Source organism: Xanthobacter aminoxidans (assembly GCF_023571765.1).
GTDB lineage: Bacteria > Pseudomonadota > Alphaproteobacteria > Rhizobiales > Xanthobacteraceae > Xanthobacter > Xanthobacter aminoxidans.
Genome location: NZ_JAMJXC010000003.1, coordinates 191,869 through 215,404 on the forward strand (window position 1 = coordinate 191,869; position 23,536 = coordinate 215,404).

Annotated in this window: 16 protein-coding genes and 3 tRNA genes; 9 read left to right on the forward strand and 10 right to left on the reverse strand. The window is 67.2% G+C overall.

The features are described from left to right. Positions 1-20: 20 nt before the first annotated feature. Entirely contained in the window at positions 21-1,436 is a 1,416-nt protein-coding gene (glnA, locus tag EJ105_RS06365; RefSeq protein WP_024278715.1) for a type I glutamate--ammonia ligase, read from the reverse strand. Between the two features lie 61 nt (positions 1,437-1,497). Next, positions 1,498-1,836, reverse strand: coding sequence for a P-II family nitrogen regulator (locus EJ105_RS06370; protein ID WP_012115561.1), 339 nt, complete (start codon positions 1,834-1,836; stop codon positions 1,498-1,500). 249 nt (positions 1,837-2,085) lie between these two features. On the opposite strand from EJ105_RS06370, the gene EJ105_RS06375 reads away from it, so the two are divergent. Beyond that, positions 2,086-3,549 carry an NAD(P)H-hydrate dehydratase gene (locus EJ105_RS06375; protein ID WP_250165679.1) on the forward strand — a complete coding sequence of 488 codons (1,464 nt, stop codon included), beginning with the start codon at positions 2,086-2,088 and terminating at the stop codon, positions 3,547-3,549. A gap of 130 nt (positions 3,550-3,679) precedes the next feature. Here EJ105_RS06375 and EJ105_RS06380 read toward each other — a convergent pair whose 3' ends face one another. Beyond that, positions 3,680-4,915, reverse strand: a complete 1,236-nt coding sequence (locus EJ105_RS06380; protein WP_250165680.1) for a multicopper oxidase family protein — start codon at positions 4,913-4,915, stop codon at positions 3,680-3,682. Positions 4,916-5,372: 457 nt separating this feature from the next. Here EJ105_RS06380 and EJ105_RS06385 point away from each other — a divergent pair. The 8 genes from EJ105_RS06385 (at position 5,373) to EJ105_RS06420 (ending at position 13,666) form a co-directional block, all read left to right on the forward strand. After that, positions 5,373-5,457, forward strand: a tRNA-Leu gene (locus EJ105_RS06385). Positions 5,458-5,613: 156 nt separating this feature from the next. Further along, positions 5,614-6,966 carry a trigger factor gene (gene tig, locus EJ105_RS06390; RefSeq protein ID WP_029558810.1) on the forward strand — a complete coding sequence of 451 codons (1,353 nt, stop codon included), beginning with the start codon at positions 5,614-5,616 and terminating at the stop codon, positions 6,964-6,966. A 99-nt stretch (positions 6,967-7,065) separates the two neighbouring features. Continuing rightward, positions 7,066-7,701 (forward strand): ATP-dependent Clp endopeptidase proteolytic subunit ClpP, encoded by a 636-nt coding sequence (gene clpP, locus EJ105_RS06395; RefSeq protein ID WP_024278719.1) that lies wholly within the window; start codon positions 7,066-7,068, stop codon positions 7,699-7,701. 477 nt (positions 7,702-8,178) lie between these two features. After that, on the forward strand, positions 8,179-9,447 hold the full coding sequence (gene clpX, locus EJ105_RS06400; protein WP_024278720.1) for an ATP-dependent Clp protease ATP-binding subunit ClpX: 1,269 nt from the start codon (positions 8,179-8,181) through the stop codon (positions 9,445-9,447). Positions 9,448-9,864: 417 nt separating this feature from the next. Next, entirely contained in the window at positions 9,865-12,285 is a 2,421-nt protein-coding gene (gene lon, locus EJ105_RS06405; protein WP_024278721.1) for an endopeptidase La, read from the forward strand. Between the two features lie 325 nt (positions 12,286-12,610). Continuing rightward, entirely contained in the window at positions 12,611-12,889 is a 279-nt protein-coding gene (locus tag EJ105_RS06410) for an HU family DNA-binding protein (RefSeq protein WP_024278722.1), read from the forward strand. Between the two features lie 356 nt (positions 12,890-13,245). Next, positions 13,246-13,321, forward strand: a tRNA-Val gene (locus tag EJ105_RS06415). 268 nt (positions 13,322-13,589) lie between these two features. Beyond that, positions 13,590-13,666: transfer RNA gene (locus EJ105_RS06420), tRNA-Asp, on the forward strand. 330 nt (positions 13,667-13,996) lie between these two features. Here the strand turns inward: EJ105_RS06420 and EJ105_RS06425 are convergent. The 7 genes from EJ105_RS06425 to EJ105_RS06455 all read right to left on the reverse strand — a co-directional run bounded on the left by EJ105_RS06425 (position 13,997) and on the right by EJ105_RS06455 (position 23,511). Then, positions 13,997-16,066 carry a putative bifunctional diguanylate cyclase/phosphodiesterase gene (locus EJ105_RS06425; protein WP_250165681.1) on the reverse strand — a complete coding sequence of 690 codons (2,070 nt, stop codon included), beginning with the start codon at positions 16,064-16,066 and terminating at the stop codon, positions 13,997-13,999. A 100-nt stretch (positions 16,067-16,166) separates the two neighbouring features. Next, on the reverse strand, positions 16,167-17,717 hold the full coding sequence (locus tag EJ105_RS06430; RefSeq protein ID WP_250165682.1) for a glycosyltransferase family 39 protein: 1,551 nt from the start codon (positions 17,715-17,717) through the stop codon (positions 16,167-16,169). Positions 17,718-17,725: 8 nt separating this feature from the next. Then, positions 17,726-18,928: a glycosyltransferase gene (locus EJ105_RS06435; protein WP_284145330.1), complete on the reverse strand. Its 1,203-nt coding sequence runs from the start codon at positions 18,926-18,928 to the stop codon at positions 17,726-17,728. A gap of 315 nt (positions 18,929-19,243) precedes the next feature. Then, a complete protein-coding gene (locus EJ105_RS06440; protein WP_250165683.1) occupies positions 19,244-20,851 on the reverse strand; it encodes an acyl-CoA synthetase in 1,608 nt (535 codons plus the stop codon). A gap of 117 nt (positions 20,852-20,968) precedes the next feature. Then, the gene (locus tag EJ105_RS06445) at positions 20,969-21,958 is read right to left on the reverse strand and encodes a class 1 fructose-bisphosphatase (protein WP_250165684.1); all 990 of its coding nucleotides are present in this window, start codon (positions 21,956-21,958) and stop codon (positions 20,969-20,971) included. A 67-nt stretch (positions 21,959-22,025) separates the two neighbouring features. Continuing rightward, complete coding sequence (gene folB, locus EJ105_RS06450) at positions 22,026-22,463, reverse strand: dihydroneopterin aldolase (RefSeq protein WP_081837867.1); 438 nt, start codon at positions 22,461-22,463, stop codon at positions 22,026-22,028. Positions 22,464-22,545: 82 nt separating this feature from the next. Then, entirely contained in the window at positions 22,546-23,511 is a 966-nt protein-coding gene (locus EJ105_RS06455) for an ATP-grasp domain-containing protein (protein ID WP_029558801.1), read from the reverse strand. Between the last annotated feature and the right edge of the window lie 25 nt (positions 23,512-23,536).

Genomic DNA, 23,536 nt, shown 5'->3' on the forward strand with positions numbered 1-23,536 from the left:
TGCTTTGGGAGGAAGGTCGATCAGACCGAGTAGTACATCTCGAACTCGACCGGGTGCGGCGTCATCTCGAAGCGCATCACCTCGGCCATCTTCAGGTCGATGTAGGACTCGATGAAGTCCTTCTGGAACACGTCGCCCTTCAGCAGGTACTCGTGATCCGCCTCGAGGGAGGCGAGCGCCTCGCGGAGCGAGCCGCAGACGGTGGGGATCTGCTTCAGCTCGGCCGGGGGCAGGTCGTAGAGATCCTTGTCCATGGCCTGGCCGGGGTCGATCCGGTTCAGGATGCCGTCCATGCCCGCCATGAACAGGGCCGCGAAGGCGAGGTAGGGGTTCGCGCCGGGATCGGGGAAGCGAACCTCGACGCGCTTGGCCTTCGGGTTGTTGGTGTAGGGGATGCGGCAGGACGCCGAACGGTTGCGCGCCGAATAGGCGAGCAGCACGGGGGCCTCATAGCCCGGGACCAGACGCTTGTAGGAGTTGGTCAGCGGGTTGGTGAAGGCGTTCAGCGACTTGGCGTGCTTGATGATGCCGCCGATGTACCACAGGCAGTACTCGGAGAGGTCGGCATACTTGTCGCCGGCGAAGAGGGGCTTGCCCTCCTTCCAGATCGACTGGTGCACGTGCATGCCCGAGCCGTTGTCGCCGAACACCGGCTTCGGCATGAAGGTCGCCGTCTTGCCGTAGATGTTCGCCACCTGGTGGATGCAGTACTTGTAGACCTGCAGGTGGTCGGCCATCGTCACGAGCGAGCCGAACTTGAGGCCGAGCTCGTGCTGGGCGGAAGCCACCTCGTGGTGGTGCTTCTCCACCTTGGCGCCCATCTTGGCCATGGCGGCCAGCATCTCGGAGCGCATGTCCTGCGCCGAGTCGATGGGGGGCACGGGGAAGTAGCCGCCCTTGGTCTTCACGCGGTGGCCGAGGTTGCCGCCCTCATACTCGGTGTCGCCGTTCGTCGGCAGCTCGATGGAGTCGAGCTTGAAGCCGGTGTTGTATGGGTCCGCCTTGAAGCGCACGTCGTCGAAGATGAAAAACTCGGCCTCGGGGCCGAAATACACCGCGTCGCCCACGCCGGTGGACTTGGCATAGGCCTCGGCCTTCCGGGCGATGGAGCGGGGGTCGCGGCCATAGGGCTGGCCCGTGGTGGGCTCCAGCACGTCGCAGACGATGGAGAGCGTGGTCTCCGAGAAGAAGGGGTCGATGCAGGTGGTCGTCGGATCCGGCATGAGCAGCATGTCGGACTCGTTGATGGCCTTCCAGCCGGCGATGGACGAACCGTCGAAGGCGGTGCCTTCGGTCAGGAATTCCTCGTCGACCATGCTGATGTCGAACGTGACATGCTGCCACTTGCCGCGCGGATCGGTGAAGCGCAGGTCGACATATTTCACGTCCTCGCTCTTGATGAGGTCGAGGACGTCCTTGGCCGTCTTGGTCGTCATGGGGATTGCTACCTTTCTGCTGGCCTGCAGTTCGTTTCTTGGACGGTTTGTTTTGGACGCGTCAGATCGCGTCGAGGCCGGATTCGCCGGTCCGGATACGGATCGCCTCTTCGATGGACGACACGAAGATCTTCCCGTCTCCGATCCGCCCGGTCTGGGCCGCGCGGCGAATGGCATCGACGGCTCGATCTACCATATCGTCGGAGAGGACAACCTCGATTTTCACCTTAGGCAGGAAATCGACCACATATTCGGCACCGCGGTAGAGCTCCGTATGGCCCTTCTGGCGGCCGAATCCCTTGGCCTCCGTAACGGTAATGCCTTGCAGACCGACGTCCTGGAGGGCTTCCTTCACCTCATCGAGCTTGAAGGGCTTGATGATTGCCTCGATCTTCTTCATCCGCTCCGTCTCCCTGACCCGATCCGCCGCCGTACGGTCGAGACGCCATTTGTAAGCATGATATGTGCCATGCCTTGCGTCATTTGCCCATGCAGAAGACAGGCAGCGCTGGTCGGATGATGTGCATATTTCTTAGTCGATGTGATGAAATATTGGGCTTACCTGCGGATTTTCAGTTCGCCGACGTGAGCATGATCTGAGCATCTGAGGACGGGGGCATCGGTGTACGCACTGCTTGATCCACACGAAATGGCGCGCGCGGACAAGTTCGCCGTCGAAATGGGCACGCCGTCCTTGACGCTGATGGACCGCGCCGGCACCGCCGTGGCCGATGCGGTCGCGCGCTACCCCTATCCCACGCGCATCCTCGTGCTCTGCGGGCCGGGGAATAACGGCGGCGACGGATTCGTCGCCGCGCGTGTGCTGGCGCAGCGGGGCTTCAAGGTGCGCCTCGCCCTGCTGGGGGACCGCGACAAGCTCACAGGCGACGCGCGCCGGGCCGCCGAGCGCTGGCGCGGCGCGGTTGAGGAGCCGGCCGCCGTCGATCTCGACGAGGCGGGCGTCATCGTGGATGCCCTGTTCGGCGCCGGCCTCGCCCGCGACCTCGATGGCGCGGCACGGGCGCTGGTGGAGCGCATGGCGCAGTCCGGCAAGCCCATCGTCGCCGTGGACCTGCCATCGGGTCTCGATGGCGCCACCGGCAAGGTGCGCGGCGCGGCGGCGCAGGCGGTGGAGACGGTCACTTTCTTCCGGCGCAAGCCGGGGCATCTGCTGGAGCCGGGGCGCAGCCTGTGCGGCCGGGTGCGGGTGGCAGACGTCGGCATTCCTGACGAGGCGCTGGATGCGATTCGCCCGCAGACGTTCGTCGACATGCCGGCCCTCTGGCGCGACGCCTTCCCTGTTCCCACCGCCGGCGGGCACAAATATTCCCGCGGCCATGCCGTCGTGGTGAGTGGACCGGCCTGGACCTCCGGCGCCGCCCGCCTCTCCGCCCGCGGGGCGCTGCGGGCCGGCGCCGGGCTCGTCACCATCGCCCTGCCGCGGGATGCCCTGCCGCTGCAGGCCGCCTCCTATGCCGCCATCATGCCCCGCCCGGTGGACGGGGCAGGGGAGTTGGCGGAACTGCTGGCCGACCGGCGCCTGAACACGGTGGTGCTCGGGCCGGGCCTCGGCGGCGGTGAGCAGACGCGGGCCAAGATCGACGTGGCCGCCCCGGGGCGGCGCCTGGTGCTCGATGCCGATGCCTTGACCAGCTACGAGGGCGTGCCCTGGGCTCTGGCGGCCGTGGCCGCGTGCAGCGATGGCCTCATCGTCACGCCGCATGAGGGGGAGTTCGCCCGCATGTTCCGTGGCGACGGGGAGGTGCTGGAGGCACCCTCCAAGCTCGCCCGCACCCGTGCCGCCGCGCGCAGGCTCGGGGCCGTGGTGGTGCTGAAGGGCGCCGACACGGTGATCGCCCATCCCGACGGACGTGCCGCCATCGCGGAGAACGCGCCGGCCTATCTGGCGACAGCTGGGGCAGGGGATGTGCTGGCCGGCATCGCCGGCGGCCTGCTGGCGCAGGGCATGCCGCCCTTCGAGGCGGCGTGCGCTGCCGTGTGGCTTCACGGAGAGGCCGCCCGCGAGGCGGGGCCGGGGCTCATCGCCGACGATCTGCCCGAGGGTCTGCGTGGGGTCTATAGCCGGCTATATGCCGCCATCGAAAAAGCTTGACGTCCGAAAACGAATCAGAGCGAACGCCTCGTCTGGCCCGTGACGTCCTCGCGTGCAGCAGCGGAGCGCATGCGCCCGGCCGCCGGGTGGTCCCGGCGGGATAGATTTGTGATTCGACAGGGAAAACCGGTCAGGCCGTGACCTGATAGGTGGCCGAGGCGACCACCTCGCCATCGCCGCCCCGTTGCGCCGTGACGCTCCATGTCCCGGTCGCTTGGGCCAGAAGGGCCGCCCTTACTGTCGCTTTAGCCGGCACAGGAACTGTGTCGTGCCACCACGGCTTCCAGCCATCGTCGAGGCTATCAAGCAGCCGCACCGCATGGCCGGCGACATAGACTGAAACGGGAGCGTCGAGGCTGTTGGCCAGGGTCAGAACCATTGCCTTGCCTGACTTCACGGTGCCGAGCGAGGCCGGGGCGCCGCTCTTCCCCCCGATGGGCAGTTCTACACGAACGGCGTCCTTGAGGGGAATATCAGCCGGCAAATCATTCGCCGGGAGCGGAGCGGGCGGGCCGGACGGCATCGGGCCGGCGGGGCCGACGGGCGTGACCACCGCGAGCCGGATCGGCTCCTGGGCGGTCTCGACCTCGATGATGGTGGCATCCGCGTCGTCGATGGTGGCGGCGACATCCATCCGCCCGCCCGGCGGCATCTGGAGGCGGCCATCCTTCAATTCGAACGGCTGGGCGACCGGTTGCCCGTCGATGGCGATGGCGTAGGCCGCCGGGCCCTTCAGGCGGAGGCGCAGGAACAGGGGCGTGGCGTTGACGAGCCGCAGCCGGCTGCGGCCGCTTGCAGGGCCCTGGAAGGTCGGCGAGAACTCGCCGTTCACCGGGAAGATCGGCACCCCGCTCTCGGGCGGAAACGACTGAATGAACAGGAGATTGTCCGAAGCGTAGGCCGGGGTTCCGGGCTCGGCCACGATGAGCGCGCCGGAGAGCGCGCGGCGGGCGAGCGCCGGGGATGTCGCGTGGTACCAGAAGGTGCCGGCATCCTTGGGCGTGAGCCGGATGAGCTTGTTCTGCCCGCCCGCGACGGCAGCGGAAGCCGCGGCATCCGCCGGCATCCGCACGCCCTGCCACGTGAGGGCCACGCTCTCCTTGAGCGCATTGGCGAACTGGACCTGAAGCTCGCTCCCCTTCGTCACGCGAAGGACAGGACCCGGCAGAGAATCGTTGAAGAGCGCAAGGTTGCCCTGGCCGGCGATCTCCGGCCGGCTGCCTTCCGCGGCCGCGAGCGCCACAGGGCTAGCGCCCTGGCCCTGCGCCAACGCCCAGTCCGGCAACAGGGCACCGGCAGCGCCGGCGAACGACAGGGCCGCAGCCCCCTTGAGAACGTTGCGACGAGAGGGAATCGACGGGCTCACGCTGCATCTCCTGGCGGGGTGGGTGGACCATGTTACGCGGCCGGAAAAAGGGCAAGCGGCTTTGCTCGCGCTCTCCCCAGCGCCGCGGCACGGACCGCGCCGTCGGCGCCGGGTGTCCGTTGATCGTGTCTGCGAGCGGGAGCTTGGCAGCTCTCAATCTTCCGCCCGCCGGGCCATACGCTCCGCCGGCCGGCTTCGCGGGCGGAGATGCGGCGTCGTGCCGTGAGGCGAGCGCCATGGGGAGCGTGCGGTTGCGGGCGCCATTTTCTTGCTGCGCGGCCGCACGGGCATGATATAAGCCGCGACCCGAACGGCGCGTGCGGCCTCGTGCGCGAGCGGTGGAGCTGTGCCCGGAGGCGTCGTGCGCTCAAGCGCTTCGGTGCCGTTCCCGTGCCCGGCGACACCTCGCAGGCATGACGGGCCTTTGGGCGCGACGGGCCTTTGGCGAGACGGGGCCGCGGGCGTGGCGGAACTGGTAGACGCGCGGGATTTAGGTTCCCGTGACGCAAGTCGTGGGGGTTCGAAACCCTCCGCCCGCACCAATGCCGCCGCAAGCCCGCGCGTCGGTCGCCGCAAGGCGGTCCGGTCGGGGCAGGTCCACCGTGCCGCGCGGCCTCCGGCGATTGCCGCGGGATGCCGGTGACAGCGCTGAATTCAAGTTAACGCGCCTGGCGCGATGAGGATGTGAAGGCAAGACGATGCAGGTGACCGAGACCGGGGCCGAGGGCCTCAAGCGCGCTTTCCGTGTGGTGGTGTCCGCCGCCGACCTCGACGCCCGGGCCGACGCCCGGCTCAACGAGCTCAAGGGCCAGGTGAAGCTGAACGGCTTCCGCCCCGGCAAGGTGCCCGTGGCCCATCTCAAGCGCGTCTACGGCAAGTCCGTGATGTCCGAGATCATCGAGCAGACCGTCAACGAGACCAACGGCAAGATCGTCGAGGAGCACGGCTTCAAGCTCGCGCTCCAGCCCCGGATCAAGGGTCCCGAGGAGGACCCGCAGTTCCAGACCCTGCTCGATGGCGGCAAGGACCTCGCCTACGACGTAGAGCTGGAGATCCTGCCGAAGATCGAGCTCGGCAACTTCAAGGACATCTCCGTCGAGAAGCCGGTGGTCGAAGTGACCGAGGCCGAGGTGGACGAGGCGGTGCAGCGTATCGCCGACGCCAACCGCCCCTTCGCCACGAAGGAAGGCCCGGCCGCCGACGGCGACCGCCTGACCATCGACTTCACCGGCTATGTGGACGGCGAGAAGTTCCAGGGCGGCGAGGGCCAGGACATCGACGTCCTGCTCGGCTCCAAGGGCTTCATCCCCGGCTTCGAGGAGCAGCTCGTCGGCGCCTCCGCCGGTGAGAACCGCACCCTCAACGTGACCTTCCCCGAGGGCTACGCCGCCAAGGAACTCGCCGGCAAGGCCGCGACCTTCGAAGTCACCGTGAAGTCCGTCGACGCGCCCGGCGCCATCGCGCTCGATGACGCCTTCGCCGCGACCCTCGGCCAGGAGAGCCTCGAGAAGCTCCGCGAGACCGTGAAGGCCCGCATCGCGCAGGAATATGCCGGCGCCGCCCGCCAGAAGGTGAAGCGCGCTTTGCTCGACGGCCTCGACGCGACTCACAAGTTCGACGTGCCGGAAGGCCTCGTGGAGCAGGAATTCTACGGCGTGTGGAGCCGGGTGAACGAGGATCTCGCCGCCCAGAACCGCACCTTCGCCGATGAAGGCACCACCGAGGACGAGGCCCGCCAGGACTACCGTCGCATCGCCGAGCGTCGCGTGCGCCTCGGCCTGGTGCTTGCGGAAATCGGGGAGCGCAACAATATCCAGGTTTCCGACGACGAGGTGACGCGCGCGGTGGTCGAACGGGCCCGCCAGTTCCCCGGCCAGGAGCAGCAGGTGTGGGACTATTACCGCCGCACCCCCGAGGCTCTGGCGTCCGTGCGCGCCCCCCTGTTCGAGGAGAAGGTCGTCGACTTCCTCCTGGAGCTTGCCAACGTGACCGAGAAGACGGTCACCAAGGAAGAGCTCTTCAAGGATGACGAGGACGAGAAGGCGGCCTGAGGCTCGGGTCGCGATCCGTCCTGCGACGAATTCGCGCGGCACGCCGGCAGCGGCGTGCCTCTACCCGCGCCCTCCCTATGCGCCCCCGGGGGTCTTAAGATGCGTGATCCAGTCGATACTTATATGAATTACCTGATCCCCATGGTGGTCGAGCAGACCAACCGTGGCGAGCGGTCCTACGACATCTTTTCCCGCCTCCTGAAGGAGCGCATCCTTTTCCTGACCGGCCCGGTCGAGGACGGCATGGCCACCCTCGCGGTGGCGCAGCTGCTGTTCCTCGAGGCGGACAATCCGAAGAAGGAAATCTCGATGTACATCAACTCCCCCGGGGGAGTGGTGACGTCGGGCCTCGCCATCTACGACACCATGCAGTTCATCAAGCCGGCGGTGTCGACGCTCTGCATCGGCCAGGCGGCCTCCATGGGCTCGCTGCTGCTGACCGCGGGCGAGAAGGGGATGCGATTCGCGCTGCCGAACGCCCGAATCATGGTCCACCAGCCGTCTGGCGGCTTCCAGGGCCAGGTGACGGACATCATGCTTCACGCGCAGGAAATCCTCAGCCTCAAGAAGCGGCTGAATGAAATCTATGTGAAGCACACCGGCCAGCCCTTCGAGGCCATCGAGAACGCCCTCGAGCGCGACAACTTCATGACCTCCGAGGCGGCCAAGGAGTTCGGGCTCATCGATTCCGTGATCGACAAGCGCCCGACCGACGAGGCCGCCAAGGCCGCCTGAGGTCGAGCACGAGCTTGGCCGCAAGGCCGGGCGGGGCGATAGCGATAGTTGGGCAACACGTCCGGCGTTCTCGCATTGCCCCACTTGCGTGCGGTGCAAGATCGCGCTTGCATGTCGTTAAGCCGGCATCGGATGCCGCGTTGTCGGCCCCCGCCTGATGGTGGGGGCCTTCGCGTTTCAGGGCCATGAACCATCGGGGTCCGGAGTTCGTAATGAGTTCCGGGTTCAGATTTGCGAAAGGTCGTGGGCAGACGATCGGCGGACGGCGCGACCCCAGGGTCGGCGGCGGTGCATCCCTTGGTCTGGGGAATGTCGCCAGCCTGCCTTGATCGCGTCGCCTCAGGGTGATTGGCTTTTGCAAAGTCGATCACCACATTCGGGTTTGGCGAGGTTTTTGCTTCGTGCAAAACCCATAAGAGGCCCTGACGGGACGGCCGGTCCAAATGTCCGGTTCGTGAGGGCGTTAGGAGACGTGAGATGAGCAAGACCGGCGGCAGCGACAGCAAGAACACGCTTTATTGCTCGTTCTGCGGCAAAAGCCAGCATGAGGTCAGGAAGCTCATCGCCGGACCCACCGTGTTCATCTGCGACGAATGCGTCGAGTTGTGCATGGACATCATCCGGGAAGAGTCGAAGTCCTCTCTGGTGAAGTCGCGGGATGGAATCCCGACCCCGAAGGAGATCCGCAAGGTCCTCGATGACTATGTCATCGGCCAGGACCACGCGAAGAAGGTCCTCTCCGTCGCGGTGCACAACCACTACAAGCGTCTCAACCACGCCACCAAGCACGGCGACGTGGAACTCGCGAAGTCCAACATCCTGCTGATCGGGCCCACCGGCTCCGGCAAGACGCTGCTCGCGCAGACGCTGGCGCGCATCCTCGACGTGCCCTTCACCATGGCCGACGCCACCACGCTGACCGAGGCCGGCTACGTGGGCGAGGACGTGGAGAACATCATCCTCAAGCTGCTCCAGGCTGCCGACTACAATGTCGAGCGGGCGCAGCGCGGCATCGTCTACATCGACGAGATCGACAAGATCAGTCGCAAATCCGACAATCCGTCCATCACCCGCGATGTCTCGGGCGAGGGCGTGCAGCAGGCCCTGCTGAAGATCATGGAAGGCACGGTCGCGTCCGTTCCTCCCCAGGGGGGCCGCAAGCATCCCCAGCAGGAATTCCTGCAGGTGGACACCACCAACATCCTCTTCATCTGCGGCGGTGCCTTCGCCGGCCTCGACAAGATCATCTCGTCCCGCTCCAAGGGCTCCACCTCCATCGGCTTCCAGGCCAAGGTGGCGCCGCCCGAGGATCGTCGTCCCGGCGAGGTGTTCCGCGAGGTCGAGCCCGAGGATCTGCTGAAGTACGGCCTCATCCCCGAGTTCATCGGCCGCCTGCCCGTGCTGGCGACGCTGGGTGATCTCGACGAGGAGGCGCTGAAGAAGATCCTCTCCGAGCCGAAGAACGCCCTGGTCAAGCAGTACCAGCGGCTGTTCGAGATGGAGAGTGTCGACCTCACCATCCACGAGGAGGCCCTCGGCGCCATCGCCCGCAAGGCGATCGAGCGCAAGACCGGTGCCCGTGGCCTCAGGTCCATCATGGAAGGCATCCTGCTGGACACCATGTTCGATCTCCCCGGTCTGGAGGGGGTCGAGGAAGTGGTGATCAGCCGGGAAGTCGTCGAGCAGAATGCGCGCCCGCTCTACATCTACGCCGATCGCGTCGGCGACGCAGGCGCCAGTGCGTGACGTGTCGGGCCCCGCGCCTCTCCCCAGACCTCGCGGTTTCGGGAGAGGGCGGGACGCGACCGGAGTTCAACCGGCCCGGACCCTTTCCGGCCGGCGGATGGTCCCGGTTCGGGTCAGGGCCCGGGGCATGAGGCGGGAGATGACGGCCGGGGCCGTGGCGCCGGTCCGCCCTCTTCTCGGGGCGTTTGCCCGCGAGGGCCAATCCTCCAAAGAGGTCAATGGTGTGCCCTTGAAACGGGCAGGTTGCGTGTCCATCTACTTTTCGAAAGTTCCGGTCTCGGGGGTCGGACCTCGTGCCTCCTGCGGCGAAAGCCGCTTCAGCATTGAAAATCCACACCCGTCTCCGGCCGCGTGCACGCGCGGCAACGCAGTTCTGCGCCCAAATCCAGCGCGTGCACTTCTTGAAAGGATTGCGTCATGACGAGCCAGAAGCCGCGCCCGCCGCTCGTTGCCGGAGTGTCCCAGACCTTCCCGGTCCTCCCGCTTCGCGACATCGTGGTGTTTCCCCACATGATCGTCCCCCTGTTCGTGGGTCGCGAGAAGTCCATTCGCGCCCTCGAAGAGGTCATGCGCGGCGATACCTATATCCTGCTCGCCACCCAGGAAAATGCGTCGGATGACGATCCGGCCCCCGAGGCCATTTTCCCGGTGGGCACGCTCGCGACCGTGCTGCAGCTGCTGAAGCTGCCCGACGGCACCGTGAAGGTGCTGGTCGAGGGCGTCAGCCGCGCCCAGGTGACCCGCTATACCGAGCGGACCGACCTCTACGAGGCCGAGGCCATCACGCTCGACGACGAGGTCGGAGACCGCGTCGAAGGCGAGGCGCTCGCGCGCTCGGTGGTCACCGAGTTCGAGAACTATGTGAAGCTCAACAAGAAGGTGTCGCCCGAGGTGGTCGGCGTCGTCAGCCAGATCGACGACCATTCCAAGCTCGCCGACACGGTGGCCTCGCATCTCGCGGTGAAGATTCCCGAGAAGCAGGGCGTGCTCGAAACCCTGAAGGTTCCCGATCGCCTCGAGAAGGTGCTCGGCCTGATGGAGAGCGAGATCTCCGTGCTCCAGGTGGAGAAGCGCATCCGGACCCGCGTGAAGCGGCAGATGGAGAAGACCCAGCGCGAGTACTACCTGAACGAGCAGATGAAGGCGATCCAGAAGGAGCTGGGCGACGAGGACGGCAAGGACGACCTGCAGGAGCTGGAGGACCGCATCAAGCGGACCAAGCTCACCAAGGAAGCCCGTGAGAAGGCGACGCACGAGCTGAAGAAGCTCCGCCAGATGTCGCCCATGTCGGCCGAAGCCACCGTCGTGCGCAACTATCTGGATTGGCTGCTCTCCATCCCGTGGGGCGTGAAGAGCAAGGTCAAGAAGGATCTGAACTACGCCCAGGAGATTCTCGACAGCGATCACCACGGCCTCGACAAGGTCAAGGAGCGCATCGTCGAGTACCTGGCGGTCCAGAGCCGCGCCAACAAGCTCACCGGGCCCATCCTGTGCCTTGTCGGCCCTCCGGGCGTCGGCAAGACCTCGCTCGGCAAGTCCATCGCCAAGGCGACGGGCCGTGAGTTCGTGCGCGTGGCCCTCGGCGGCGTGCGCGACGAGGCGGAGATCCGTGGCCACCGGCGGACCTACATCGGGTCCATGCCGGGCAAGATCATCCAGTCCATGCGCAAGGCCAAGAAGTCCAACCCGCTGTTCCTGCTGGACGAGATCGACAAGATGGGCGCCGACTTCCGCGGCGATCCGTCCTCGGCCCTGCTCGAGGTTCTCGACCCCGAGCAGAACCACACCTTCAACGACCACTATCTTGAGGTGGATTACGACCTCTCGAACGTCATGTTCGTGACCACGGCGAACACGCTGAACATCCCGCCGGCCCTTCTGGACCGCATGGAGGTGATCCGCATCGCCGGCTACACGGAAGACGAGAAGGTGGAGATCGCGCGCAAGCACCTGATCCCCAACTCGCTCCAGAAGCACGGCATGACCGAGAAGGAGTGGACCATCGACAACGAGGCCCTGCTCCTGCTCATCCGCCGCTACACGCGGGAAGCGGGCGTGCGCAACCTCGAGCGTGAGATCTCCACCCTCGCCCGCAAGGCGGTGAAGGAGCTCATGCTCTCCAAGAAGAAGTCGGTGAAGGTCACGGGCAAGAATCTCGAGGACTTCATCGGCGCCCCGCGCTTCCGCTACGGCGAGGTGGAGAGCGAGGACCAGGTGGGTGTCGTCACCGGCCTCGCCTGGACCGAGGTGGGCGGCGAGCTGCTGACCATTGAGGGCCTCATGATGCCCGGCAAGGGCAAGATGACGGTCACGGGCAATCTGCGTGACGTGATGAAGGAGAGCATCTCCGCGGCGGCGTCCTACGTCCGCTCGCGGGCGGTGGACTTCGGCATCGAGCCGCCCCTGTTCGAGCGGCGCGACATCCACGTCCACGTTCCCGAGGGGGCGACCCCGAAGGACGGCCCGTCCGCCGGCGTGGCCATGGCCACGGCCATCGTGTCGGTCATCACCGGCATCCCCGTCCGTCGCGACGTGGCGATGACCGGCGAGATCACCCTGCGCGGCCGGGTGCTGCCCATCGGCGGTCTCAAGGAGAAGCTCCTTGCGGCCCTGCGCGGCGGCATCAAGAAGGTGCTGATCCCCGAGGAGAACGCCAAGGATCTGGCGGATATCCCGGCCAACGTGAAGAACGCGCTGGAGATCGTGCCGGTGTCGCGCATGGACGAGGTGCTGGCCAACGCGCTGGTTCGCCCGCCCGAGCCCATCACCTGGGAAGAGCGTCCGGTGAACAACCCGCCGGTCGCTGACGAGGACAACGCGGGCGTGGTCGCCCACTGACGCGAAAAACAGGCCGGATTGTCCGCAACCCGGCCTGTTTCAACAGTTTCTGAAACTTTTTCAGAGGGCGTGTCGCCGCCATCCCCGGACGTTCGGGGAGCGCGGGGCACGCCCTCAGTCTTTTCAATGACTTAAATGGACTTCCGGCGTGTCGCTGCGTGTCGCCTGCGCCCCGGCTCTTCGCAGGCGCACAGCGCAAAATCGTGCATTGGTGCGGGTTTGGCGCCAATCGCGCTTGCAAAAGCCTTATTTTCCGTGATGCTCGCGCCGTTCGTCAGGGCTAGCCCTGCACGATTCGCGTTCTGACAACGGAAGGAAAGGTCAGATGACCACCAAGAACGAACTGATCGCCGCCGTGGCCGAAGAGGCGAAGCTGACGAAGACCGCTGCGGCTGCGGCTGTGGACGCGACCTTCGACATCATCGCCAAGGCGCTCAAGGATGGCGAGGAAGTCAAGCTGATCGGTTTCGGCAGCTTCTCCGTGGTGACGCGCGCTGCCCGTGAAGGCCGCAACCCGCGCACCGGCAAGCCGGTGAAGATCAAGGCTTCCAAGGCGCCGAAGTTCACCCCCGGCAAGGGCCTCAAGGAAGCCGTCAACGACTGATCCGGCCCTCTCGGCCCGGGCGCGCGCTGCGCCGGCCGTGATGCCGCTGCATGTGCCTCTCCGGATCGATGTCCGGGGGGCTATCCGGACGCTCCCGGCCCGGCCGTACCGGGCGGAGCGTCCCCGATCCGACGAGCCCCGGCCTCGCGGATTCAGGGCGCACGAAGCGCCAGCGCGCCAAGCGCGAGATCCGGCCATCGCGCCGACGTTTTCCAAAGCCATTTTTTCTGAAGGTGTCCGGCGGACGGGCACGCGCGCCACGCCAGCGCGCAGCCGCTGTTCCACGCCCCAGCCGCATCCCACCCTTGCCGCTGCGGCCTGGGCGGATTATAGCGCCGGAAGGTCCTGCGACGACCGGGCGGTTAGCTCAGTTGGTAGAGCATCTCGTTTACACCGAGAGGGTCGGCGGTTCGAGCCCGTCACCGCCCACCATGTCCAGCTCCATCCTCTCCCCACGTCGGCATCCGCGATTCCACCCACGCGAACGTGGGCCGTTTGCGCCTCCGCGCTCCTCGCGAATCCCCGCAAACATCGGTCAGAACACGCAATGCCGGCAGCGCCGAAAAGCGTTGCCAGCGCTCAATCTTAAGGGGGCTGTGGACAACTTCCCGGCAAAAAATGCGCGGCTTGCTTGACTTGGGCGGAGGGGTGCCGTACCACGCCGCTCTCCTCGGCGGTCGGCAAGACCTTCCGCCGGTCCGGGGGTGTAGCTCAGTTGGTTAGAGCGCCGGCCTGTCACGCCGGAGGTCGCGGGTTCGAGCCCCGTCACTCCCGCCATTTATCATCCCAAAACAATCGGTTCTTTGCTCCGCTCACAACGTGAGTGCGAGGGCGGTTGCCGTCTCGAAGCCTCGACCGGGCAGACGTCTTCTGGTCCGTCGCCGTCGGCGGCTTGTGATCGGCCTGCGCAGCCCCGCCCTCGGACTTCATCTGATCAAGCATGGAACTGGCCCACGAGCCCCTAACGGGCGCCTCTGAGGCGGGGAATGCGTTTCCCGTGGCTCTCAGGCGGGGCCGCCTTCCGCCCGGCCGCCTACGCGCGGTTTGTGTTGGCTGCGGGACAGCGAGGCCAGAGTTGCCTCGCCCGTCTTTCCCGTCTTTCCCGCCTCAGCCGTGCTGCGCCGCGCCGCGGAGATAGGCGGCGAAGGCATCGGCGGGCAGGGGGCGGGAAAACAGGAAGCCCTGGCCGAGCCGGCAACCCGCCGTGACCAGCAGTGCGCACTGGTCTTCGGTCTCGATGCCCTCGGCGACCACTTCGATGCCGAGCTTCTGCGCCATCACGATGATGGCCTCGCACAAGGCGAGATCGTCGGAGCCGCGCTCGACGCCCTGCACGAAGGCGCGGTCGATCTTGAGGAAATCGACGTCGAACTTCCTGAGATAGGCGAGGGATGAGTACCCGGTGCCGAAATCGTCGAGGGAGAGGGAGATTCCCATTCCCTGCAGCCGCTCGAACTGGTCGCGTACCGTGTCGCTCAGTTCCACCAGCAGCCCCTCGGTGATCTCCACCAGGATGCGCCGGCCGGACAGTCCATGTTCCGCGAGGCGCTCGGCCCAGGCGTCCAGCACGTCAGCGGACTGGCGGAACTCCACCGGGGAGCGGTTGACGCCGATGCGGATGGGCGGCAGGCCGGCGGCGTCCCAGGCGGTGATCTGGCGCAGCACGTCCTCGAACACCCACTGGCCGATGGCGATGATCTCGCCGGTCTGCTCGGCCACCGGGATGAACTCTGCGGGGCTGACGAGCCCCATCTGCGGATGCTGCCAGCGCAGCAGCGCCTCAGCCTTCAACACCTCGCCCGTCCCAAGGTCGATGATGGGCTGGTAGAACAGGCGGAACTGGCCGCCTGCGATGGCGCCGCGCAATTCGTTGGCGATGCGGCCGCGCCGTGTCGCCTCCTCTTGCAGCGCGCTGCGGAAGAAGCGGCAGCGGTTGCGGCCCAGCCCCTTGGCCTCGTACATGGCTTGGTCGGCATGGCGGACCAGCGCTTCGGCGTTCTCGCCATCCTGCGGGAACACGGCGATGCCGATGCTGACCGAGGAATAGGCGAGGTCTGCCCCCAGACGGTAGGGGGCGCCGAGTGCCTGTCTCAGGTCGTCCGCCAGTTCGCGCAGCCGCCGGATGTCGTCTTCGGCGGCGACGATCATGAATTCGTCCCCGTTCAGCCGGCCGACCGTATCGCCCGCGCTCAGGCGCTCTGCGAGGCGCCGCGCGGCTTCCTTCAACAGCATGTCGCCCTTGTCGTGGCCGAAGGCGTCGTTGATCTCCTTGAAGCGGTCGAAGTCGATGAACAGCAGCGCCATGCGCCGGCCGGTCCCGCGCGCCCGCGCGATCTCCTCCTCCAGCCGCTGGTGGACCAGGCGCCGATTGGGGAGCGCGGTGATGTCGTCGAAATTGGCGTGATACCAGACCGCCTCCTGCGCCTTCTTCTGGGCGGAGATATCCTCGACGATGGACCAGATGTAGGACCCGCCGTCGCTGGCATGGAGCCGCACGCCGGTGAGGCGCAGCGGCACGAGACTGCCATCCTTGCGGATGTATTCCTTCTCGTAGGGGCCGTAGTGGCCCTGGGTCAGCAGGGCATCGAGCTGCTCGCGCTCCTGCGCGGCGTATTTCGTCGGCGTCAGTGTCCAATAGTCCAGGCGCCGCAGCTCGTCCGGGCTGTAGCCGCAGATGGCGCAGAATGCGGAATTGAACTCGAGGTAGCTGCCGTCCATTCCGTTCAGCACGATGCCGAGGGGCGAAAGCTCGAACAGGCCGCGCAGCTTCTCCTCGCTGTCGCGCAGGGCAGGCTCCGTACGCCTGATGTCGGTGATATCGACGGACACGCCCACCAGGGAGCACGTCCGCCCGACCTGATCACGGATGGCGCGCCGCAGCGTGTGCAGGGTGCGATCCTGGCCGAGGGCGACGTTGCGCATCACCTCGTCGCACGCGACGGCAGAACCCTCCAGCGCGCGGCGATCGTTCTCCATGAGGCGCATCACCTGTTCCGGCGGGAAGATGCCTTCCCCCGTGCCGCCCACCACCTCGGTGCGCGGGATGCCCCACTGTTCCTCGCAACGCCGGTTGATAAGGATGAACCGGCTGTCCGGGTCCTTGACGAACACTGGCACGGGGATGGCGTCGAGCACCGCCGGCATTCCCTTTTCGAGCCAGTCGAAAATCCCGGACATGCCGCTTCCCGCCCCCACTCGCGACGCTCAAGGTCAAGCTATCATGGACCGGTTCTGTGAACAGGAGGTACCGGGGCGGCCAAAAGTAGCCCTCGCAGTCCTATCGCGTCGAGGGATCGCCGAGATAGCCGCGCCCGGTCGCGAGCACCACCAGCGCGACCATCGTCCCGGCGTGGCGGATTTCCACCGTTTCCAGCGGCTCGACGCTCTGGAAGCGCCGACGCATGGCGTTCATCTGGGCTTCCGATCCGGCGACATCGAGCACGAGCACTGCGTCGGCGCCTTTGCGGCCATGCTGGATGTCGCTCATGAGGAAGCCGCGGCAGTCGTCGCCCATGCAGGCGACCGGCCAGGACGGGCCGAGGGCGTAGCCCACCTTTCCGCCCATATGCCAGACGGGCGTCGCCACGAAGGCATAGGGGCCGGGTGTCAGGCCGTGGCGCCGCACGGCGGCTTCGAGGTCGCTCCAGGTCGCGAGTTCCCGCAGCGGGTCGCCCCCGGTGCCGGAGACCGCCGTGCCGAGGGAAGGCACCATGGAGACCGTGGCGATCACGGCCACGCCCGCCGCCGTGAAGCCCGCGGACCACACCGTCCAGCCCCGGATCGCGGCGTTGGCGGCCCAGCGCTGCGCGGTGGCCCGCCCGAGCAGGGGAAAGAGCATGAGATAGCCCGGCGCGGCCCAGTGGAAGAAGGGCTTGGCACCCGACCAGGCCGCCACCATCGGAAACACCAGCACCGGCCCGGCCGCGAGGCATAGGAGCAGGAGGGCGCGCGGGTTGACGGGCCGGGCCCTGAGCGCACGCACCGCCGCTGCCACGAGGCCGACCCAGATCCAGGGCGTCAGGAACAGGGCGATGCCGCCCACCACCATCAGCGCCATCAGCGGGTGGAAGCCCGCCGCCGACGCCCGCGCGCTCTGGAAGGCGAGGGAGGCAAAGCCGTTGCCGACGTTCCAGGCAATCACCGGCGAGAACAGGACGAGGGCGACCACGCCACCCGCATAGGGCCACACGGTGCCGAGCCATTTCCGCTGCCGCGGGCACAGCAGCAGGAACAGGAAGGTTCCGGCGAACAGGAAGACGCCGTGATACTTGGAGAGGAGCGCCAGCCCGCCCAGGGCCCCGGCCAGAAGCCACAGGGCAGGGTGGGCCCGCTCGTCGAACAGGACGTGGGCGATCACCAGCGTTCCCGCGAGCAGGAAGGCGATGAGCGGCCCGTCCGGCAGCACCCAGGTGGCGCTGGTCAGGCCCAGCACGGGCGCGCACGCCATCAGCAGCGCCGCCCACACCCCGGCCCAGCGGCCGAACAGCCGGGCCGTGAGCAGATACATGAGCAGGGTCGAGAGGGTGGAGAGCAACAGGAACGGCGCCCGCACCGCGAGCGGCGCCTCCGAGCCAAAGAGGACGGCGGAGTAATGCGCCAGCCACCAGGCCATGGGCGGATGGTCGAAATAGCTCAGCGCGGGGATGCGGCTGGTGACGACGGTGTAGGATTCGTCGTTGCCGAGGCCGGTGGTGGCCGCGAACAGGAGACGCACGGCCAGTGCGAAAACGAGCACGGCGGCAAGGGCCGAGGCGGGGGAAATCCGGTCCTGCAGCGTCTTGAGGCCTGCAGGCCGGTCGCCGACGCCAGGCCGCGCGAGACCTGGCATGGATACGCTCACTTGGACGGTCCCCAGACGAACAGGGAGGTCATGGCGAAGTTCCAGACCGCGCCGATCACGGAGCCCGCAACGCCCGCGAGCCACCAGCGCCATCCGCCCTCGAACACCCAGCTGGCGACGCCCACATTGGCCACCGCGCCGGCGCCGCAGATCAGGTAGAACTTGAGCAGGGCCGGCAGCATGGCGAGGCCGCTCACCCGCCGGTCGCGATAGGTGAAGACGTTGTTCATGGCGAAGTTCGACGTCATGGCGCCGATGGTCGCGATGGACTGGGCCACGGCGAAGCCGAGCCCGACGAGCAGTCCGCCCTTCAACATCAGCAGGTGCAGCACCAGCCCTGCGCCGCCCACGGCCGAGAACCAGACGAAACGGGGCGAGATGGTGCCGCCGCTGACCTTGAAGATCAGGAGGGTGACGAAATCGAGCATCGTGCGGCTGTCGAGCTTGCTGTCACCCTCGTCACGGGCGGCGAAGGCCATGGGCACTTCCACGACCCGCATTGGTTCCTTGCTTGCTGTCATGATGTCCAGAAGGATCTTGAAGCCGTTGGGCGAGAGGGCGGGCGCGAGGCGTTCCACCAGCGCACGGCGGATGAGGAAGCAGCCGCTCATGGGGTCGGACGTCTTGATGCCGAGGATGCGGCGCGCCATGCCGGTGGCCGTGCGGCTCATGGCGCCGCGCCGGCGGTTCAGCCCATCGGCGCTGCCGCCGTCCACATAGCGGCTGGCAACCACGAGGTCTGCATCGGGGGACCGATCGAGCATGGTCCGCAGCACGTTCACATCGTGCTGGAGATCGCCGTCGATGACGGCGACGAGGGGCGCCTGGGCGGCCAGCATCCCCTCGATGCAGGCGCCGGCGAGGCCGCGCCGGCCGACCCTGCGGATGCAGCGGACGCGGGGATCCCGCTCGCCGATCTGCCGCACGGTGTCTGCCGTACCGTCAGGCGAATCGTCGTCGACGAAGATCACCTCGTAGGGGACGCCCTTCAGCGCGCCGTCGATGCCGACGAGCATCCGCTCGACGTTGCCGCGTTCGTTGAAGGTGGGGACGATGACGGACAGCCGCGGCACCGCGGGCAGCGCGCCGGCGGTCACGTCGTCCGTCGCATCGGATTCGGGCTCGGCGCTGCCCGGCCGGATGGCGCCGGGGCCGCGGGGAGACGAGGAACCGAAGGGGGCAGGCGCGGAATCCGGCATTCTTTGTGCGTTATCCTACGGCCTTGCGAAACGATGGGTCGAAGGTACGGTCGCGCTGGGTAAGCCGGCGCAGATCCTTCCGGGACCGTGGGGGAGAGTGCCGCAAGCCTCCCCCATGTCGAATGTCACTACCTGTCCGGCTGACCAGCCAGCCTAAGGACGTCAGGCAGCCTCTCCCGTAAGCGATGGGCGCGCGCACCGCAAGCCTCCCCCTCGTTTGGCAAGGACACTAGGAAGCCAAGCTTACAGCCGGCTTACGGCTTTGAGGCGCGATCCGCCGCAGTCTTGCCTTGGAATGCGGGGCTCGCTCCCCGGCTACCCTCGAGCGCGCAGTTCGCGGCGCAGAATCTTGCCGGTGGCGGTCATGGGCAGGGCATCGGTGAAGGAGACGATGCGAGGATATTCGTGGGCGGAGAGGCGGGTCTTCACGAAGTCCTGGATGTCCTTCGCCAGCGCCTCGGAGGGAGCAACGCCCGGCTTCGGCACGATCCACGCCTTCACCGCCTCCGTGCGGAGCGCATCCGGAACCCCCACCACCGCAACCAGCGCCACCGCCGGGTGCTTGAGGATGCAGTCCTCGATCTCACCGGGGCCGATGCGGTAGCCGGCTGAGGTGATCACGTCGTCGGCGCGGCCGACATACCAGAGATAGCCCTCCTCATCCTGCCGGCCCATGTCGCCGGTGAGAAGGAAGTCGCCGGCATATTTCTGCGCGGTGGCCTCGGGATTCTTCCAGTATTCCAGCATCATCACCGGATCGCCCCGACGGATGCCGATGTGGCCTTCCGTTCCGCAGGGAAGCTCGTGGCCCGCGTCATCCACGATGCGCACGTCATGGCCAGGGATGGCCTTGCCCATGGAGCCGGGGCGGATGGGGAAAAAGCTGGAGTTGGAGCCGACCACGAGATTGCATTCGGTCTGCCCGTAGATCTCCCGCGCCTCGACACCCAGCCGCTCCTCGACGAAGGCGCCCAGCTCCGCCCCCAGAGTCTCGCCGCCGGTGAGGAGGGAGCGCAGCTTCAGGCCGCTGTGCTTCACGTCCGCCTGCCGCAGCAGCTTCAGCGCGGTGGGGGGCAGGAAGACGTTGCGCACATGATGGTCCGCCATCAGCGCCATGGCGGCGTCGGGATCGAACTTCTTCGCCCGGTGGGCGAGCACCGGCACGCCGAAATAGAGCGAGGGGAAGAGCACGTCGAACAGTCCGCCGATCCACGCCCAGTCGGCCGGCGTCCAGTGCAGATCGCCCGGCTGCGGCATGTATTGGTGGACGAACTCGATGCAGGGCAGGTGCCCCAGCAGCACCCGATGGCCGTGCAGCGCGCCCTTCGGGTTTCCAGTGGTGCCAGAGGTGAAGATGATGATGCCGGGATCGTCCGGCCCCGTATCCACCGGCGTGAAGCGGTCCGAGCCCTGCGCCAGCGCCGCGTCGAAGGAGAGGGCGCCGCCACTGTCGGGGCCGATGACGAAGACATAAGCGAGGTCGGGCAGGTGGTCCCGCACCCGCATGAGCTTGGCGAGCCCGCCCAGATTCGTCACCAGCACCTTCGCGCCCGAGGCGGCGAGGCGGAATTCCAGCGCCTCGTCGCCGAACAGGGTGAACAGCGGCACCGAGATCATCCCCGCCTTGAAGGCGGCGATGTGGGCGATGGCCGTCTCCGGCGCCTGCGGCAGGAACACCGCCACGCGGTCGCCGCGCTGGAGGCCCTTGGCGACGAGGACGTTGGCGAAACGGTTGGTGAGGGCTGTCAGCTCGTCGAAGCTGTAGGAGCGGACCGCGCCCGTCTCCTCCACGAAGATCAGCGCCGGCTTGCCCGATCCGTCCGCATGAGCATCGGCACAGGCGACGCCCATGTTGAAGCGGGCCGGCACCTGCCAGGAAAAGGCGCGCTTGAGCCCCGCATAGTCATCGGCCGGAACGAGCATCGTCACCTCCCTCGGCGCCGCTCTGCCGGCGGCTGCGCTTCAAGGAAACGATCGAACGTTTTTTTCCGGGGGAGGTCAAGGCTCTCCCGCGCGCCACAGGCACGCGGGACGCACGCGTCAATAATAGGAGGCGATGGCTTCCACTTCGGCCTTCGAGCCGAACACCAGCGGGATGCGCTGGTGGATGTGGTGGGGCTGGATGTCGAGGATGCGCGTCGTGCCGTCGGTGGCGGCGCCCTTGGCCTGCTCCACCAGGAAGGCGAGGGGGAAGGCCTCGTAGATCAGGCGCAGGCGGCCGTTGTCGTAGCCCTTGCGCTTGTCGCGCGGGTACACGTAGACGCCGCCGCGGGTGAAGATGCGGAAGGCGTCGGCCACCATGGAGCCGACCCAACGCATGTTGAAGTCCTTGCCCCGCGGGCCTTCCTTGCCGGCGAGGCAGTCGGCGAGATAGCGCTGCATGGGCGCGTCCCAGTGCCGGACGTTGGACTGGTTGATCCCGTATTCCTTGGTCTCGGCGGGGATTTCCACATCGCTGCGGGCCAGCAGGAACTCGCCGGTGCGGCGGTCGTGCACGAACACCTGCGTGCCTTCGCCGAAGGTGGCGACGAGGATGGTCGCCGGGCCATAAGCGAGGAAGCCGGCCGCCACCTGCGCCGAGCCGGGCCGCATCACCGCATCTTCGGGCTTCGCGAACGCCGCAGCGTCATAGGGCATGATGGAATAGATGGTGCCCACGGACACGTTGGTGTCGATGTTGGACGAGCCGTCCAGCGGGTCCACCGCAACCACGAGGCGGCCTTCGGGATTGAGCGGGATCAGCTCCTCGCTCTCCTCGGAGGCGAGGAAGGCGGTGGGGGTGGGCAGGAGCTTCTCGCGGATCAGCTCCTCGGCCACCACGTCGAGTTCCTTCTGGGCGTCGCCGCCGGCGTTGGGATCGACGCCACGGATGTTGGCGAGCCCCTCTTCCAGCGGGCCACGGGCCACGAGGTCGGCGATGCCGAGCCCGGCCTCGGCGATGGCGGTCACGGTGGCGGCCACGGCCTGCCGCGACGCGTCGCTCCCTGCCCAGTCCGTGAGATAGGTCTTGAGGCTCACAGCAACGCTCACCTTGTGCTCTCCTTCGATCCGGCGGCTGGGCCGACGGCAGTCCGATCGGGTTTCGTCTTGCCCCGCCTCAGCGGGTGCGGACGATCTCTATACCGACATCGCCAAACACGCCGGTGACAGGCGCGCCCGGCTTGTGCACCACCACGCGCACCTGCTCGACCATCTCGAAATGGTCCAGAAGGCGCGTGGAGATGCGCTCCGCCAGCGTCTCGATGAGGTGGACGGGATCGTCCCCCACCACCGCGGCGACCTGCTCGTAGATGCCCTGGTAGGACACCGTGAGGGCCGCATCGTCCGCCCAGGCGGCGGGGCGGGTATCGAACCAGCAGTCCACGTCGATGATGAAGCGCTGACCCAGCTCCCGCTCCGCGTCGTACACGCCGTGACGCGCATAGAAGGGCAGTTGCCGCAAGAACAGCCGGTCGGTGTTGTGGGGCCGGGTACGGGGCGCGGGGTTCGCGTCGGCCTGCGTGTCCGCAAGGGCGGTGGGATCTTCGGAGGTCATCTCATCCTCGCGCGGAGGCGCCGCCGTGGGCGCGCTCCCTGCCTCAAACTCGATGCCTTCCTATTGGTTTCGCCGCCTGCTTTCAACGGATCTTCACCTCGACCGGAGTCGGACGCGGCAACCGCGGCATGGAGGGCGGCACGCCCTCGCGGATCAGTTCGGGAACGAAGGCGAGCGGATTGACGCCGAGTGCCGCGTGCAGTCCGGCATAGGAGGCGGTGACACGCGGGTTCACCTCCGCCACGACAGGGCCTTCCGGCGTCAGGATCACGTCGATGCAGACGATGCCGGAGAGGCCGGGAATGGCTTCCACCACCCGTCTCGCCGTCTCGGCAAGGCGTCCGTCCTCATCCGCGATGCCGCCGACCTGCACGCCCTCGAAGGCGAACACGCCCACAAGGTGGCTGATGCTGAGACGGTTCGCCGCGAGCAATGTCACCCCGTCCGGCCGCACCAGCACGCTGAGGCTGGCGAGGTTGCCGTTGAGGAAGGGCTGGACGACGAGGCCACCGGCGCGGGGCAGGGCAGCCCTGTTCGGCCAGGCGCGGGCGGCCGACCAGCCGGTGCCGTCCTCAGGCCGTGTCACCAGATCGCCGTCGAGCCCGGAGGGCAGGGCATCGAGCGGGTAGGTCGGGACGTGCGGAATGCCGTACTCCGCGAGGCGGCGGGCCAATGCCAGCCGGTTCGAGGTGAGGATGACGGCCTCGCCGGAACTCGCGAGCGTGCGGGCCCCGCCCTCGCGCATCAGGCGGGCAAGGCGCGCCAGAAGGCCGCCGGCCTCAGGGGCGATGGGCCACACCACGTCGGCGTCCTGGGCGAGGCCGGACCAGATGATCCAGGGATCGTCGCCCTTGCGCACCGGCACCGCCTCCTCGTTGGGCGGCGGCAGGCGGTCGTCATAGGCCAGCACCACGTTGATGCCGACGAGTTCCTGGAGATCGGTGACGATGGCGTCGCGGATCAGGCGCCCCTCCGCCAGGGCCGCCTCCGGCAGGGGCTTGTCGCGCATGCCGCCGGATGTCACGTACTCGCAGATGAAGACGCGCATGGGGCTCCTCTCGCAAACGCTCAGC

What these genes read in the sequence shown, in the direction of transcription:
- clpX (WP_024278720.1), top strand. Translation starts at nt 8,179, where the DNA reads ATGAGCAAGACCGGCGGCAGCGACAGCAAGAACACGCTTTATTGCTCG.
- EJ105_RS06375 (WP_250165679.1), top strand. Translation starts at nt 2,086, where the DNA reads ATGGCGCGCGCGGACAAGTTCGCCGTCGAAATGGGCACGCCGTCCTTG.
- lon (WP_024278721.1), top strand. Translation starts at nt 9,865, where the DNA reads ATGACGAGCCAGAAGCCGCGCCCGCCGCTCGTTGCCGGAGTGTCCCAG.
- clpP (WP_024278719.1), top strand. Translation starts at nt 7,066, where the DNA reads ATGCGTGATCCAGTCGATACTTATATGAATTACCTGATCCCCATGGTG.
- tig (WP_029558810.1), top strand. Translation starts at nt 5,614, where the DNA reads ATGCAGGTGACCGAGACCGGGGCCGAGGGCCTCAAGCGCGCTTTCCGT.
- EJ105_RS06425 (WP_250165681.1), bottom strand. Translation starts at nt 16,066, where the DNA reads ATGTCCGGGATTTTCGACTGGCTCGAAAAGGGAATGCCGGCGGTGCTC.
- EJ105_RS06370 (WP_012115561.1), bottom strand. Translation starts at nt 1,836, where the DNA reads ATGAAGAAGATCGAGGCAATCATCAAGCCCTTCAAGCTCGATGAGGTG.
- EJ105_RS06410 (WP_024278722.1), top strand. Translation starts at nt 12,611, where the DNA reads ATGACCACCAAGAACGAACTGATCGCCGCCGTGGCCGAAGAGGCGAAG.
- EJ105_RS06435 (WP_284145330.1), bottom strand. Translation starts at nt 18,928, where the DNA reads ATGCCGGATTCCGCGCCTGCCCCCTTCGGTTCCTCGTCTCCCCGCGGC.
- folB (WP_081837867.1), bottom strand. Translation starts at nt 22,463, where the DNA reads ATGACCTCCGAAGATCCCACCGCCCTTGCGGACACGCAGGCCGACGCG.
- EJ105_RS06430 (WP_250165682.1), bottom strand. Translation starts at nt 17,717, where the DNA reads ATGCCAGGTCTCGCGCGGCCTGGCGTCGGCGACCGGCCTGCAGGCCTC.
- EJ105_RS06440 (WP_250165683.1), bottom strand. Translation starts at nt 20,851, where the DNA reads ATGCTCGTTCCGGCCGATGACTATGCGGGGCTCAAGCGCGCCTTTTCC.
- EJ105_RS06455 (WP_029558801.1), bottom strand. Translation starts at nt 23,511, where the DNA reads ATGCGCGTCTTCATCTGCGAGTACGTGACATCCGGCGGCATGCGCGAC.
- glnA (WP_024278715.1), bottom strand. Translation starts at nt 1,436, where the DNA reads ATGACGACCAAGACGGCCAAGGACGTCCTCGACCTCATCAAGAGCGAG.